Here is a 13,817-nt window from a genome sequence, read left to right as displayed (position 1 = left end):
GACCATGAATTTCTCAGCCTGGTCCATCCGAAATCCGATCGCTCCGATCCTCGCCTTCTTCGTGCTGATGGTGCTCGGCTATCAGTCGTTCAATAGCCTGCCGATCACCCGCTTCCCCAACATCGACGTGCCGATCGTTTCGATCAGCGTGGCGCAGAGCGGCGCCTCGCCGGCCGAACTCGAAACCCAGGTCACCAAGGAAATCGAGGACGCGGTCGCCAGCGTCACCGGCGTCGACCATATCCAGTCGACGATCAACGATGGCACATCGACCACGGCCGTGATCTTCCGCATGGAGGTGCCCACGACGCAGGCCGTGCAGGACGTCAAGGACGCCATCGACCGTGTCCGCGGCGACCTGCCCACGTCGATCGAGGAGCCCATCGTCTCCAAGGTCGACGTCGAGGGCCAGGCGATCCAGACCTTCTCCGTCTCCGCACCCGGCATGTCGCTCGAAGAACTCTCCTGGTTCGTCGACGACGTCATCAAGCGCGAAATTCAGGGCAAGAGCGGCATCGGCCGCGTCGATCGCTACGGCGGCGCCGACCGCGAAGTCCGTGTCGAGCTCAACGAAGACAGGCTGAATTCGCTGGGGATCACCGCCGCTGACGTCAATGCCCAGCTCCGCCGCATGAACATGGACCTGGGCTCCGGCCGCGGCCAGGTGGGCGGCAGCGAACAGGCAATCCGCACACTCGGCGACGCCCGCAATGTCGATCAACTTGCCAACACGATGATCTCGGTTCCGAGCGGCCGCTTCGTTCGCCTTTCCGAGCTCGGCACGGTGCGCGATACCTATGAGGAGCCCCGCTCCTTCTCGCGGTTCAACGGCAACCCCGGCGTGACCTTCGCCGTCTTCCGCGCCAAGGGCGCCAGCGAAGTCAGCGTTGCCGAGACCGTCGCCAAGTCACTGGAGAAGATCAGGGCAGCGAACCCTGACGTCACCATCGAGATGGTCGACGATTCCGTCTACTTCACCTACGGCAACTACGAAGCCGCGCTGCACACGCTGATGGAAGGCGCACTGCTTGCCGTCATCGTCGTCATGCTGTTCCTGCGCAACTGGCGCGCCACGCTGATTTGCGCCGTCGCCCTGCCGCTCTCGGCGATCCCGACCTTCTGGGTCATGGAACTGCTCGGCTTCTCGCTCAATCTCGTCAGCTTCCTGGCGCTAACGCTGGCAACCGGCATTCTCGTCGACGACGCGATCGTCGAGATCGAGAACATCGAGCGGCATATCCATATGGGCAAAACGCCCTATAGGGCGGCAATCGAGGCGGCGGATGAAATCGGCCTTGCGGTTATCGCCACCACCTTCACGATCATCGCGGTTTTCATACCGGTATCGTTCATGCCGGGCATCGTTGGCCAGTATTTCATCCAGTTCGGCCTGACCGTGGCCGTCTCGGTGTTCTTCTCGCTGCTGGTTGCGCGGCTGATCACGCCCGTCATGGCCGCCTATCTGATGCGTCCATCCAAGCTGGAAGCACATCAACTCGAAGACGGCTACCTGATGCGCAAGTATACGCGTCTGGTCCATGCGACGACGAAGCGCTGGTACATGCGCTATCTGACGGTGCTCGTCGCGATCGGCGTGACCGTGGCATCCGTAGTCGCACTTTTCATGTTCGTGCCGGGCGGGTTCCTGCCTCCGGATGACGTTTCGCGTGTCAGCCTGTCGGTCGAACTGGCGCCGGACGCCATGCTCGAGGACACGGACCGCACGACGGCGCAAATCTACGAAAGGGTCAAGGACCTCGATGGCGTGGAAAGCGTCTTCGTGCTCGGCGGCGCCTCGCCCAAGGGCGACCTGGAACTGCGCCGGGCCACGGTGACGGTGCTGCTGGAAAAGCGCGACCACTCGCTTCTCAACAAGATCGTCAACGACGTGCTTGGCCGCCTGCCGGTCATCGGCCAATATCTGCCGAAGCTTGAACCGGAAGGCCGCATCATTCCTCAGGCGCAGATCGAAAAGGAAATCTTTGCCCGCGTCCGCGATTTGCCCGACGTCCGGGTGATCAAGCTCAACGACCGCGGCGAGCGAGAGCTGTCCTTTAACCTGCTTTCGAACAACGAGAAGGATCTGGACCAGGCCGTTGCCATTCTCGAAGCCAAGCTGCGCAGCGATCCGCTGCTGGCCAATGTCAGCCCTGACGGTGCCCTGCCCCGTCCGGAATTGCAGATCCGTCCGCGGGACGAGCAGATGTCGCGCCTTGGCATCACCACCGCGCAGATCTCGGAAGTCATCCGCGTTGCCACCATCGGCGACATCGACGCGGCCCTGACGAAGATTGCCCTCGACGGCCGGCTCATCCCGATCCGCGTTCAGATCAATCGCGACTTCCGCACGGATATCGCCGCGATCCGCAACCTGAAGATCCAGACCGCTTCAGGCTCGACGGTGCCGCTGTCGAGTGTTGCCGACATCAATTATTCCGAAGGCCCGAGTTCGATCAAACGTTACGATCGCAACCGCGTCGTGGCACTTGGCGCGGACCTCCCAATCGGCGTGGCGCTCAATACCGCCTCGGCTCGCTTCGAGCAGATAGCGGCCGAAGCCGAGATGCCAAGCACCGTGCAACTCCTCAAGAGCGGTGACGCCGAGGTTGAGGAGGAGATGCAGGTAAGTTTCGTCAACGCCATGCTGCTCGGCCTGATGCTGGTGCTCGTGGTGTTGATCCTGCTGTTCAAGGATGTGATCCAGCCTTTCACCATCCTGTTCTCGCTGCCCCTTGCCATGGGCGGTGTCGCAGCCGGCCTGATCATGACACAGAACTCGCTGTCGATGCCGGTTCTCATCGGTATCCTGATGTTGATGGGCATCGTCACGAAGAACGCGATCCTGCTGGTCGATTTCGGCATCGAGATGATGCATCATGGCATGGAGCGCACGCAGGCGATGATCGAAGCGGGCCGCAAGCGCGCCCGCCCGATCATCATGACCTCGATCGCCATGTCGGCAGGTATGTTGCCTTCCGCGCTCGGCGTCGGCGAAGGCGGTTCGTTCCGTGCGCCGATGGCGATCGCGGTGATCGGCGGCATCATCGTCTCGACGGTGCTCAGCCTCGTCGTGGTCCCGTCCTTCTTCCTGATCATGGACGATCTGTCGCGCTTGCTCGCCTGGGCATTCGGCCGCTTCGTCGGCAAGAAGGACGAGGAGAACCTGCCGCTTGATCGCGAGGCGCTGACCGAACTCGTCAACGACCAGGGCAAGACGATCGAGGGGCTGGAAGAGCGCCTGAAGACGATCGAGGACGGCCAGCCGAAGGGCAAGTCCACCGGCAAGGTGATCAACCATCCGGCGCTTGCCGCCGAATAGCCGGCACAAATCACCCGACAATCGGGCCCACACCCACCGGTGCGGGCTTATTTGTGAGAATTGTTTGATCGAGGTCAATTCACGTTTCAAAAGCCCGGCTACCCTGATGCGACTTTTGTTTAGGGCCGGTGCGATGAAGACCTTGCGATTGAACTCGAATGACAAAGCGGTGCTGCTCGGCTCCCGCTTCTTCGAGAAGCTGTCAGCGGCAGCGTCTGATGCCATTCTCGAAGGCGCCGTGGTAACCAACCACGAGGAACACGACATCCTGTTTCAGCAGGACGAACCCGTCGACAGCGTCTTCTGCGTCCTGTCCGGTCTCGTTCGCGTCTATCGGCTCGGCAAGGATGGACGCGAGGCCGACATCGCCGTTTTCCCCAAGGGTGAGCTTTTCGGCGAAAACGCCATGTTTCTCGGCAACCGCGCCACTGCCAACGCGCAGGCGATCGGGTCCTCGACCATTGCCCGCCTCGACAGCCGCAATCTGCGCAGGCTCGCCGAACAATATCCGGATATCGCCCAGGCCCTGATGGAGCTGCTCTGCCGGCACGGTCAGATGGCCGAGGACTGCCTTGCGGAAGACCGCCTGCTGACGGCACCTCAGCGTGTCGCGAGCTACATACTCGGCCATTGCCCGGATGGCTCGACCACCTTTTCGTTCCGGCTGCCGTTCCAGAAGAATGTGCTGGCCGGCAAGCTGGGCCTGGCACCGGAGGCGCTCTCGCGTGCCTTCTCGGCGCTTCGCCGCTCCGGCGTCACCGTCAAGGGGCGCATGATCGAGATCCATGACCGCCAGGCGCTGGAGCGCTTCTAGCGACAACAGACAATCTCACATCAGAACTGCATCCGATTCCCCGTGATAGCGACGATGCGATTGCCTTGTCGCGGATCGCTTTGCCGCCCACCTTGCTCGGACCTTAGAGCCCGCCGTGCAACGTCAGGAAATCGACGATCCGGTCGACACCGTCGCCGCGTTTCATGTCGGTGAAGACAAAAGGCTTTTCCGCCCGCATCCGGGTCGCATCGCGATCCATGATGTCGAGGTCTGCACCGACATAGGGCGCGAGATCCCGCTTGTTGATGACGAGCAGGTCGGACTTGGTGATCCCAGGCCCGCCCTTGCGCGGGATCTCCTCGCCCTGGCAAACGGAGATGACATAGATCGTCAGGTCGGCGAGATCGGGTGAGAAAGTGGCAGCGAGATTGTCGCCGCCGGATTCGATGAAGACGACATCGAGATCGGGGAAACGCCGATTGAGATCGGCGATCGCCTGCAGGTTGATCGTCGCATCCTCGCGGATTGCCGTGTGCGGGCAGCCGCCGGTCTCCACGCCGACGATACGATCGGACGACAGTGCCTGCATGCGCACCAGCGCCTCGGCATCTTCCTTGGTGTAGATGTCGTTGGTCACGACGGCGACCGAGTATTTCTCCCGTATCGCCTTGCAGAGCTTGTCGGTCAGCGCTGTCTTGCCGGAGCCGACAGGCCCGCCGATGCCGATACGCAGAGGACCATTCTTCGATGCCATATGACGTTCCTTTCGCAGGTAGAGCGCACGCTCCGGAGGAGTTTCCGCTTTGGGCGGCGAAACCCCTCTTCTCATTGTCTTGCCGTATCCCTCACGGAGAACCGCTTCGCGCCTTTCCTGGGAATGCTCTAGGAGCGGAAAAGCCGGGACTGCAGGGTTTCGTGCCGGAGAGATGAAATATCGGCCGTGATCGTGGCCGAGCCAAGGTCGTTGAGCGATGCGGCGCTTGCCTTTCGGGCAACCGTCGCGATCGTCGGCTCAAGGGCTGCGATCAGGCCGACGCCGTCACGTTGACCGGTAACGCCGCAGCGGATTGCCACCGATACGGCGTTCGAAACCGACGCATGCAGATAGGCGGCAATCGCCGGCTCAAGACCTGTCGTGTGGGCGCCGGCAACGGCACCGACGGCGACCGGATAGGCAACGCCCTCACCCAGCCGCCCAAAGACGGGATGCGGCCAATGCCGCGCTGCGGCCAGAAACGCCTCACCCTGCAGCATGGTTTCCATGTGCCGTTCGCGGCTCGTCGCCATCGCTTCGGCCAAGTCTATGACGGATGCAAGGCGCAGCGGATCATCGAAGGCGCGATAGGCCTCGCCGAGCAACACCGCGTCATTCCAGCCGGATCCGTGGCAAATCAGCGCCTCCAGCCATCGTCGCAGGCTTTCGGCATCGCTGACATGACCATCGTGAACCGCCTGCTCCAATCCATTCGAATAGGAGAAGGCGCCGACCGGAAATGCAGGTGACAGCCAGGCCACGAGGCGAAGCAGCGCCTGCGTGTCGATCCGTTCAGCCATGGTGATGATGATGGCCGTGATCGTGGCCGCCGGCTGCGTGGTAAGCGCCGCGCAGCGGATGGAAAGGCTCCGAGATATCAGCGACCGTCGCCCCCAGTCCCTCGAGCATCGCCCGGATGACCGGATCGCGCGAGATCAGGATACGGCTGGTCTCGATCTGTGCCGCCAGGTGTCGGTTGCCCAGATGCCAGGCAAGTTCGACGAGGTGTAGCGGATCGCGCGGCCGGATTTCATAGAGCGCTTCGGCTGCCGCGACGATGCGGATATGGCCGCCGCCGTCGAGCACCAGCAGGTCGCCGTCGGCCAGCATCACCGCTTCCTTGAGGTCGAGCATGACGACATCGTCGTTTTCGAGATGGAGCAGCTTGCGGCGCAGATGCCGCGCGTCGTGGCTCAAGGTGATGCTGTGCAAGGGCGCCTTATCCTTGGGGCCGGGCGAAAGCACCTCGGTCGAACGATAGGGCATCTCAGAGAACCTCGACCTTTTCCGGATGCACAAGCTCGATGCGCGCCTCGATCAGCAGATCCGCCATTGCGGCCTGAAAGGCCTTCAGATGCGGTTCGGCGAAATGCGCGTCGACCGCGGCCCTGTCCTTCCAGGTTTCGACGAACACCAGCGTATCGGGGTCGGCAGGCTTTTGATAGATTTCGTAGCCGATGCAGCCCGCCTCGCGACGCGTGGCCTCGATCAGCGGTGCGGCCAGCGGCAGGACTTCCGCGCCCTTGCCCGCGTGTGCCGTCAGATAAGCGATAATGTAAACCATTGAACCCTCGACATCTTTTTCATCTCACAGTGTAGCAATAAAAAACCCCGGCGCTAGCACCGGGGTTTCAAAAATCGGCCCATTCGCCAGCCTGATCAGGCTGCGAGCTTCTGCGACTTCAGCGTCTCGAGAATGTTCTGCGGCGAGGAAACGCCGTAGGGATCGCTGTCGCAGTTGTCGGAATAGCCTTCTTCCTCGAACCACTGCACGACAACACCGTTGTCGACGACAGCGGCGTAGCGCCAGGAGCGCATTCCGAAGCCGAGATTGTCCTTGGCGACGAGCATGCCCATCTTGCGGGTGAACTCGCCCGAGCCATCCGGGATCAGCTTGACGTTTTCGAGGTTCTGCGACTTGCCCCAGGCATTCATGACGAAGGCATCGTTGACCGAGATGCAGTAGATTTCGTCGACGCCTTCAGCGTTGAATTCGGCTGTCAGCTTTTCGAAGTCGGGCAGTTGGAAGGTCGAGCAGGTGGGCGTGAAAGCGCCCGGGAGCGAGAACAGGATGACGCGCTTGCCGGCGAAGTAATCGTCGGAGGAAACGTCCTGCCAACGGAACGGGTTGGAGCCGCCGACGGCTTCATCGCGAACGCGGGTGCGGAACGTTACAGAGGGTACTTTTCTGCCGAGCATGGTCATCTCCTTCAGTGCGGGCACTCGATCGCGAGCGGCCCTGAAGAACAATCGCGATCGAGGAAAATATCAGCCCGCTTCCTACCGGAAATTCCGCTGCAGTGCAGCACGAAAGGCGGCAATTCACCCGCGGGCATGGCAGCCATGCGGCAAGCGCATGCCTCTGGCGGCCGTACCGAACGCAGCAATGCCTCAGTTATGAAGCCGCAACGACAGGCCAAGGGTCGATGGCAGGGGATTCCACAGCCCCGTCCGCAAGCCCGCTTCGCGCAAAGCCCTCGCCGTCCACGTGTTGCAGCCGAACAGTGCGTTGAACGTACCCTCCGCCTCGAAGAAGCGGTCGGCGTATCCATAGGAAAAGCCTTCGACCGGAACGGCGGCGGCGCCGTTCCTTGCAAAGCTTTCAGAGATGAATGTCATGAGTCTGTCGAAATCGACGCGATCGAGATCGACGCTTGTGACCGACGGCTGTGGCTCGACGATCGGACCGGCGATATCCACATGCATCACCGAGCGGTCGATCGTCAGCGCCCGAAAAACCGGCATCGGCTTCAGCTCCGACCACGTCGGCGTTTCCAGGTAGAACGAGCGGCCACCCCAGCCGAAAATCAGCCATCGCGCCTCCGGATGATCCAGCGACACGCCCGCCTCACCGGCAAAGGCAAACATCGCCCGGGTCTCGTCGTTGAGCGGGATGGCGATATCGGTGTGGATCGGGCCGGAGAGGATCAGGATACGTTCGCCGGCGGCAGTCGCTGCCGCGGCGGTCGCCGTTTTCGGGAGCAATGGCCGGGGGACGATGGTTCCGAGCACGACAGCCAAGACGAGCGCCAACACTCCATAAGCAATCCACTTGAAGACCCTGATGATGCCGCCTTTTCGAACCGCTGGCATTCGCGCGTCAGAACAGGAAGTAACGCTGCGCCATCGGCAGAACGGTTGCCGGCTCGCAGGTGAGAAGCTCGCCATCGGCGCGCACCTCGTAGGTTTCCGGATCGACCTCGACATGCGGCGTCAGGTTGTTGTGGATCATCGACGCCTTGCCGATACCACCGCGCGTGTTCCTGACGGCAACGAGTTGCTTGGCGACGCCGAGCCTTCCAGCAAGCCCCGCATCGAGCGAGGCCTGCGACACGAAGGTGACGGAGGAATTCGTCCGGCTCTTGCCGTAAGCGCCGAACATCGGCCGGTAATGCACCGGCTGCGGCGTCGGGATCGAGGCATTGGGGTCGCCCATTGGGGCCGCCGCGATCGTGCCACCGATCACCACCAGATCGGGTTTGACGCCGAAGAAGGCCGGGTTCCAGACGACGAGATCGGCGCGCTTGCCGACTTCGAGCGAGCCGAGCTCGTGGCTGAGGCCATGGGCGATCGCCGGGTTGATGGTGTATTTCGCGATGTAGCGCTTGACGCGGAAATTGTCGTTGTCGCCGGTTTCCTGTGGCAGTGCGCCACGCTGGCGCTTCATCTTGTCGGCCGTCTGCCAGGTGCGGATCGCCACCTCGCCGACGCGACCCATCGCCTGGCTGTCGGACGAGATGATCGAGAAAGCGCCGATATCGTGCAGGATGTCTTCGGCGGCGATCGTCTCCTTGCGGATGCGGCTTTCGGCAAAGGCGATATCCTCGGGGATCGACGGCGACAGGTGATGGCAGACCATCAGCATATCCAGGTGCTCGGCGAGCGTGTTTTTGGTGTAGGGCCGGGTCGGGTTGGTCGACGACGGGATGACGTTGGGCTGGCCGCAGATCTTGATGATATCGGGCGCATGGCCGCCACCAGCGCCTTCCGTGTGGAAGGCATGGATGGTGCGGCCCTTGATTGCAGCAATGGTATCCTCGACGAAGCCGCTCTCGTTCAGCGTATCGGTGTGGATCATCACCTGGACGTCGTAGTCGTCGGCAACGCTGAGGCAGCAGTCGACGGCAGCCGGTGTCGAGCCCCAATCCTCATGCAGCTTCAGCGATGTGGCACCCGCAAGCACCATCTCGACCAGCGCGCCGGGAAGCGAGGCATTGCCCTTGCCGGCAAAGGCAAGGTTCATCGGAAAGGCATCCGCCGCCTCGATCATACGGGCGAGATGCCACGGGCCGGGCGTGCACGTGGTTGCAAGCGTCCCGTGCGCGGGCCCTGTTCCGCCGCCGAGCATGCAGGTGAGCCCGCTCATCAGCGCTTCCTCGATCTGCTGCGGGCAGATGAAGTGGATGTGGCTGTCCATGCCGCCGGCGGTAACGATTTTGCCTTCGCCCGCGATCACCTCCGTGCCGGGGCCGACGATGATCGTCACGCCTTGCTGCATGTCGGGATTGCCGGCCTTGCCGATCGCCGCGATGCGCCCGTCCTTCAGCCCGATATCCGCCTTGACGATGCCCCAGTGGTCGACGATCAGCGCATTGGTGATGACGGTATCGACGGCGCCTGCCGCCCGCGTCACCTGGCTCTGGCCCATGCCGTCGCGGATGACCTTGCCGCCGCCGAACTTCACTTCCTCGCCATAGGTGGTGAAGTCCTTCTCCACCTCGATGAACAGCTCCGTGTCGGCGAGCCGAACCTTGTCGCCGACCGTCGGGCCGAACATGTTGGCATAGGCCGCGCGCGACATCTTGTAGGGCATGGGTTCAGGCTCCTTGGGACAAGTCTGAAGATGAAGGGGAAAGACGGCGAAGTCGGCCTTCGGCCGCAAGCGCCTCGACATAGCGACGCTCTGCGGCGAAGGGATGTAGCGCCCAGCCGGCATGGCCGAAGCCGGCCAGAATGACCGCGTCGTCGGCCGACACAAAACCGGACAGCACGTCGGCAATCACCACCATGCCGCTCGACGGAACGACATACGGGCCGGGCGCGAACCGCGACAGGTCCTGATCCAGCTGCTCGTGCGCAGCGATCGAGATGACCCGATGGGCGCGACCCGTCGCAGAGGCAAAACTCTCGAAACCAGCGGTGTAATCGTCGCAGAAATCGTCGAGATCCGGGTGTGTTTCAGCCAATTCCGCGCGCATGCCGGCAAACTTCTCACCCGACCGCACGCTCCAGATCTCGCGCGCCTGCCGTACAGCGGCGCTGTTCTTCCAGCGTCCACCGCCGAGCATCGCAAGCGCCGGCCGGCCGGTATTGCAGACTGCGACGATATCGGTCCTCGTCCCACCCGTTCCAACCGACCGGCAATCGTTGAAGCGGATGACGACATCGGCCGCGTCGATCGTTGCGGCAGCGCCTTCCGGCACATCTCCATTACCGACGATCATGATGGTGCGGCGAGACATCTGGGCTAGTTCTCTGTGGGCTCGAGCAGCGCTTTGAGTTCCTCGGTGCGTGTCGTGGTCAGCTGCGCCAGGCAGCCGGAGACGAGCATCGGCTCCATTGAACCGCCACGTGCCTCGAAGCCGGCAAGCTCGCACTGACCGTCACGATAGCCGATCCAGGCGCGCTGCGCCTTCTTCAGCGCCTCCTCCGCACCGACATAATCGGCGCTGATATCGCCCAGTTCCTTGTCCTTGGCCCGCATCGCCACAACAGTCTGCTTGTAGACCGTATTGAGTTCGGTATCGGCCGCCTCATAATCCCTGTGAGAGCAGATGTTCATATCCGCCTGCGTCATTGCGTTGGCGCAATTGATATCATCCTCCTGCGCCAGAGCCGGCGACGCCGCAAGCAGCAATATGCCGGCGATAATCGTGGTTCTGATTTTCATCCCTAAAGCTTTCCCATGACCTTCTGGCGGAAGCCGAAAACCTCGCGCTTGCCCGAAAGCGGAATGAGTGTGACCTGTCTTTTCTGTCCCGGCTCGAAACGCACAGCCGTGCCCGCAGGAATATCGAGCCGCTTGCCGTGAGCAGCGGTGCGGTCGAAGTCGAGCCCGGCATTGGTTTCGGCAAAATGATAGTGGCTGCCGACCTGCACCGGCCGGTCGCCGGTGTTGGAAACCTCGATGGTTACCGTCTCCAGCCCGTGGTTGAGTTCGATCTCGCCGCTTGCGGCAATGATTTCCCCTGGGATCATGTCTTGCTCGCTCCCCTCTCAAGCCGCGTCGGCGTCAGCACAGCCTTGCGGCTTCAGCACCCGCTCGGTCGATGCCGGATATTTCACAAGCAGCGCGGCGGGTCGCACCGGGCGACGGGTAAACTCGCCGCCGCAGTTAGGGCAGGATCCGCCGAGCTTGCCTTCGACGCACTCGGCGCAGAAGGTGCACTCGAAGGTGCAGATCATCGCTTCGCGGCTGTCGGGCGGCAGATCCTTGTCGCAGCATTCGCAGTTCGGGCGTAGTGCCAACATGTTCCAACCTCCTCAGCGGATCGGTTCGTGCACGGTGACGAGCTTGGTACCGTCAGGGAAGGTCGCCTCCACCTGGATGTCGTGGATCATCTCCGCGATCCCTTCCATCACCTGCGCACGGGTGATCACATGGGCGCCCGCTTCCATCAGCTCCGCAACCGATCGGCCGTCACGTGCGCCTTCGACGACGAAGTCGGTGATCAGCGCGATCGCTTCTGGATGGTTGAGCTTGACGCCGCGCTCCAGGCGGCGACGGGCAACCATCGCGGCTATGGAAATCAACAGCTTGTCCTTTTCGCGCGGGGTAAGATTCATGCGTCGCCACCGGTTTGATTGCGGATTAGAGAACCCAGACTTTCGGCACTGTCTTTTGCTTGCGCAAGTGCGAAATGATCGGGATGAGGATTTTTCTGAGCGAGAAGCCGTCCGCGGCTGCAAAGCGTGCGACCAGTTTGTCGCGACCACCGATCTTGATGTGACTGATGCCAGCCCCCGATTGCGTTTCGACGCGTGCGCGCAGCTGCGGCAGCAGCAACTCGCAATCGGGTCCGGTGTAAAGCAGCGTCGCGAATGCCACGCTCCCGTCCAAGACGGCGGTGCGGGCGACAAGGGCGGCGATATCGTCGGCGAAGGTCAGGTTTTCCGCGTGCAGCAACCTGTTATCGACGCGAATGCGCCAGCGGTCGCGAAAGAGGCCCGCCTGCATCGCTTCACCCATCGCCTTGCGGCCGAGCAGTACGGCCTCGACGGCGAGAAATGTCGCGCCGTCGTCAAGCTGGACGTCGAGCGAGCGCGTCAGCGATGCACGGTCGAACAGGATCGTCTCCTGCGGTAGCCAGTCGACCCGTGCGCCCGCCGCCACGTCGATCCGTGTCGTGACGTCGACCGTGCCGGCGCTTGCCTTATAGATCTTCTCGCAGGCCTGCGTGGTGACGGTCAGCTCGGTCGCGGCACCCGCTTCGATCTCCCAGGCCATGCGGTCGCCGCCGGTGAGCCCACCCGACGAATTGATCAGCACGGCTTCCATCGAACTGTCGAAGGTTTTCGGCAGCCGGATCTTGGCGCAGCCTTCCTGGTAAAGTTCGGCAATGCGCGTGCGCCCGACGGCCGCTTTCGCGACCAGCCGGCCTTTTCCGAACGCCCGCTGCGGGGCGATGATTGCCGCATTGCTCATGACCATCCGCCGAAATGCTTCACAGGCCGAAACGGCCCGAGAACGTCGCTATCGTCAGCATCCCGTACCTTCAAGTCAAGCTATTGTTTTGCAAAGAAAAACGGCACGGAGGCCGGTTTCTGTGCAGCCAATGCCCATCAAACAGCCACTGTCTCAGGCAACGCGATCCGGCGGCTCTCGGCCTTCGAAGAAGGCGGTGATGTTGTCGACCACCTTCATGCCCATGGCGACGCGCGTTTCCTCGGTCGCACTGCCCAGATGCGGCAGCAGGACGACGTTTTCGAGCGCCCTTAACCCGGCCGGTACATTCGGCTCCGCCTCGAACACGTCGAGACCGGCGCCCCTGATCACGCCGGTCTTCAACGCCTCGATCAGCGCCGGCTCGTCAACCACGTCGCCGCGCGCGGTGTTGACGAGATAGGCTGCCTTTTTCATTTTCGCCAGCCGTTCGGCGTTGATGAGGCGCCGGTTCTCGCCGCCACCCGGGCAATGCAGCGAAACAAAGTCGGCGACCGCAAGAACCTCGTCAACGGTATCGAGCTGACGGGCACCATAGCGCGCGGCTTCCGCCGCATCGACGCGCGAGCGGTTGTAGAACACCACCTCCATGTCAAAACCGAAATGACAGCGTTTCGCCATCGCCTTGCCGATGCGGCCGAAACCGATGATCCCCAGCGTCTTGCCGGTCACCTTGCTACCGATCATGTGCGTCGGCCGCCAGCCGGTCCATTCGCCCGCCCTGATCTGGCGCTCGCCCTCGCCCGCACGCCGGGCGACGGCCAGCATCAGCGTCATGGCGATGTCGGCAGTGCAATCGGTCAGGACGCCGGGCGTGTTGGTAACAACGATGTTGGCGGCCTTGGCGGCGGCCACATCGATGTGGTTGTAGCCGACGCCATAGTTGCCGAGGATTTTTGCCCTGATGCCGGCTCCTTCAAACAGGCTTGCCGGTAGGCGGTCGGAAACGGTCGGAAGCACGGCATCGAAGTCGCACAGCGCCTGCGCCAATTGATCGGCCGACATGGGCACGTCATCCTGGTTCAAGACGACATCGAACCGCTCGGCCAGCACGCGCTCCACCGCTTGCGGCCAACGGCGGGTGACGAGAATGCGCGGCTTGGAACTCATGGGACAACCTCAGAAAACAGAATCGTTCGGCGATAGTGCACGAAATGGCATCGCGGGACAGCCCGCGAAGCGTCCCGAGCAGGGGCCTACAGCATCGCGCGTCAAAGATGACGCACGAAAGATGCCGTCACACTTTGGCTCCGCGAGCCAATTTCATCCTTAAATCGGGTCTGATCCAAAAGCGTTATGCGGTAGC

Annotated in this window: 16 protein-coding genes; 2 read left to right on the top strand and 14 right to left on the bottom strand. The window is 62.4% G+C overall.

What is annotated here, in order from left to right; genetic code table 11:
- Positions 1-4 precede the first annotated feature (4 nt).
- Positions 5-3,319, top strand: coding sequence for an efflux RND transporter permease subunit (locus BLJAPNOD_RS08335; RefSeq protein ID WP_115419482.1), 3,315 nt, complete (start codon positions 5-7; stop codon positions 3,317-3,319).
- 133 nt (positions 3,320-3,452) lie between these two features.
- Complete coding sequence (locus BLJAPNOD_RS08330) at positions 3,453-4,133, top strand: Crp/Fnr family transcriptional regulator (RefSeq protein WP_115421195.1); 681 nt, start codon at positions 3,453-3,455, stop codon at positions 4,131-4,133.
- A gap of 103 nt (positions 4,134-4,236) precedes the next feature.
- Here BLJAPNOD_RS08330 and ureG read toward each other — a convergent pair whose 3' ends face one another.
- The 14 genes from ureG to BLJAPNOD_RS08260 all read right to left on the bottom strand — a co-directional run bounded on the left by ureG (position 4,237) and on the right by BLJAPNOD_RS08260 (position 13,621).
- Positions 4,237-4,848 (bottom strand): urease accessory protein UreG, encoded by a 612-nt coding sequence (gene ureG, locus BLJAPNOD_RS08325; protein WP_115419481.1) that lies wholly within the window; start codon positions 4,846-4,848, stop codon positions 4,237-4,239.
- Positions 4,849-4,976: 128 nt separating this feature from the next.
- Positions 4,977-5,648, bottom strand: coding sequence for an urease accessory protein UreF (locus BLJAPNOD_RS08320; protein ID WP_115419480.1), 672 nt, complete (start codon positions 5,646-5,648; stop codon positions 4,977-4,979).
- Entirely contained in the window at positions 5,641-6,114 is a 474-nt protein-coding gene (gene ureE / locus BLJAPNOD_RS08315; RefSeq protein ID WP_115419479.1) for an urease accessory protein UreE, read from the bottom strand. Before ureE ends, BLJAPNOD_RS08320 begins: the two co-directional genes overlap by 8 nt.
- A 1-nt stretch (position 6,115) precedes the next feature.
- Entirely contained in the window at positions 6,116-6,412 is a 297-nt protein-coding gene (locus BLJAPNOD_RS08310) for a putative quinol monooxygenase (protein ID WP_115419478.1), read from the bottom strand.
- Between the two features lie 95 nt (positions 6,413-6,507).
- The gene (locus BLJAPNOD_RS08305) at positions 6,508-7,047 is read right to left on the bottom strand and encodes a peroxiredoxin (RefSeq protein WP_077503268.1); all 540 of its coding nucleotides are present in this window, start codon (positions 7,045-7,047) and stop codon (positions 6,508-6,510) included.
- 192 nt (positions 7,048-7,239) lie between these two features.
- Positions 7,240-7,941: a TIGR02117 family protein gene (locus tag BLJAPNOD_RS08300; protein WP_115419477.1), complete on the bottom strand. Its 702-nt coding sequence runs from the start codon at positions 7,939-7,941 to the stop codon at positions 7,240-7,242.
- A 7-nt stretch (positions 7,942-7,948) separates the two neighbouring features.
- Positions 7,949-9,661 (bottom strand): urease subunit alpha, encoded by a 1,713-nt coding sequence (ureC, locus tag BLJAPNOD_RS08295; RefSeq protein WP_115419476.1) that lies wholly within the window; start codon positions 9,659-9,661, stop codon positions 7,949-7,951.
- Positions 9,662-9,665: 4 nt separating this feature from the next.
- Positions 9,666-10,310 carry a Urease operon accessory protein gene (locus BLJAPNOD_RS08290; RefSeq protein WP_115419475.1) on the bottom strand — a complete coding sequence of 215 codons (645 nt, stop codon included), beginning with the start codon at positions 10,308-10,310 and terminating at the stop codon, positions 9,666-9,668.
- 5 nt (positions 10,311-10,315) lie between these two features.
- Positions 10,316-10,738, bottom strand: a complete 423-nt coding sequence (locus BLJAPNOD_RS08285; protein ID WP_077503264.1) for a lysozyme inhibitor LprI family protein — start codon at positions 10,736-10,738, stop codon at positions 10,316-10,318.
- Between the two features lie 2 nt (positions 10,739-10,740).
- Positions 10,741-11,046 (bottom strand): urease subunit beta, encoded by a 306-nt coding sequence (locus tag BLJAPNOD_RS08280; RefSeq protein ID WP_077503263.1) that lies wholly within the window; start codon positions 11,044-11,046, stop codon positions 10,741-10,743.
- A gap of 18 nt (positions 11,047-11,064) precedes the next feature.
- Positions 11,065-11,319: a DUF1272 domain-containing protein gene (locus BLJAPNOD_RS08275; RefSeq protein ID WP_077503262.1), complete on the bottom strand. Its 255-nt coding sequence runs from the start codon at positions 11,317-11,319 to the stop codon at positions 11,065-11,067.
- Positions 11,320-11,331: 12 nt separating this feature from the next.
- The gene (locus tag BLJAPNOD_RS08270) at positions 11,332-11,634 is read right to left on the bottom strand and encodes an urease subunit gamma (RefSeq protein ID WP_115419474.1); all 303 of its coding nucleotides are present in this window, start codon (positions 11,632-11,634) and stop codon (positions 11,332-11,334) included.
- Between the two features lie 25 nt (positions 11,635-11,659).
- Positions 11,660-12,493 (bottom strand): urease accessory protein UreD, encoded by an 834-nt coding sequence (locus tag BLJAPNOD_RS08265; RefSeq protein ID WP_115421194.1) that lies wholly within the window; start codon positions 12,491-12,493, stop codon positions 11,660-11,662.
- 153 nt (positions 12,494-12,646) lie between these two features.
- The gene (locus tag BLJAPNOD_RS08260; RefSeq protein WP_115419473.1) at positions 12,647-13,621 is read right to left on the bottom strand and encodes a D-glycerate dehydrogenase; all 975 of its coding nucleotides are present in this window, start codon (positions 13,619-13,621) and stop codon (positions 12,647-12,649) included.
- Positions 13,622-13,817 lie beyond the last annotated feature (196 nt).

Origin of the sequence: Ensifer sp. M14, from assembly GCF_003355565.1 — a bacterium.
Taxonomy (GTDB): Bacteria; Pseudomonadota; Alphaproteobacteria; order Rhizobiales; family Rhizobiaceae; genus Ensifer.
This window is presented reverse-complemented; position numbering and strand designations above follow the sequence as displayed.

Bases quoted from the DNA above. Each gene is read 5' to 3' on its own strand.
- BLJAPNOD_RS08335 (WP_115419482.1), top strand. From the start codon at position 5: ATGAATTTCTCAGCCTGGTCCATCCGAAATCCGATCGCTCCGATCCTC.
- BLJAPNOD_RS08330 (WP_115421195.1), top strand. From the start codon at position 3,453: ATGAAGACCTTGCGATTGAACTCGAATGACAAAGCGGTGCTGCTCGGC.
- ureG (WP_115419481.1), bottom strand. From the start codon at position 4,848: ATGGCATCGAAGAATGGTCCTCTGCGTATCGGCATCGGCGGGCCTGTC.
- BLJAPNOD_RS08320 (WP_115419480.1), bottom strand. From the start codon at position 5,648: ATGGCTGAACGGATCGACACGCAGGCGCTGCTTCGCCTCGTGGCCTGG.
- ureE (WP_115419479.1), bottom strand. From the start codon at position 6,114: ATGCCCTATCGTTCGACCGAGGTGCTTTCGCCCGGCCCCAAGGATAAG.
- BLJAPNOD_RS08310 (WP_115419478.1), bottom strand. From the start codon at position 6,412: ATGGTTTACATTATCGCTTATCTGACGGCACACGCGGGCAAGGGCGCG.
- BLJAPNOD_RS08305 (WP_077503268.1), bottom strand. From the start codon at position 7,047: ATGCTCGGCAGAAAAGTACCCTCTGTAACGTTCCGCACCCGCGTTCGC.
- BLJAPNOD_RS08300 (WP_115419477.1), bottom strand. From the start codon at position 7,941: ATGCCAGCGGTTCGAAAAGGCGGCATCATCAGGGTCTTCAAGTGGATT.
- ureC (WP_115419476.1), bottom strand. From the start codon at position 9,661: ATGCCCTACAAGATGTCGCGCGCGGCCTATGCCAACATGTTCGGCCCG.
- BLJAPNOD_RS08290 (WP_115419475.1), bottom strand. From the start codon at position 10,310: ATGTCTCGCCGCACCATCATGATCGTCGGTAATGGAGATGTGCCGGAA.
- BLJAPNOD_RS08285 (WP_077503264.1), bottom strand. From the start codon at position 10,738: ATGAAAATCAGAACCACGATTATCGCCGGCATATTGCTGCTTGCGGCG.
- BLJAPNOD_RS08280 (WP_077503263.1), bottom strand. From the start codon at position 11,046: ATGATCCCAGGGGAAATCATTGCCGCAAGCGGCGAGATCGAACTCAAC.
- BLJAPNOD_RS08275 (WP_077503262.1), bottom strand. From the start codon at position 11,319: ATGTTGGCACTACGCCCGAACTGCGAATGCTGCGACAAGGATCTGCCG.
- BLJAPNOD_RS08270 (WP_115419474.1), bottom strand. From the start codon at position 11,634: ATGAATCTTACCCCGCGCGAAAAGGACAAGCTGTTGATTTCCATAGCC.
- BLJAPNOD_RS08265 (WP_115421194.1), bottom strand. From the start codon at position 12,493: ATGAGCAATGCGGCAATCATCGCCCCGCAGCGGGCGTTCGGAAAAGGC.
- BLJAPNOD_RS08260 (WP_115419473.1), bottom strand. From the start codon at position 13,621: ATGAGTTCCAAGCCGCGCATTCTCGTCACCCGCCGTTGGCCGCAAGCG.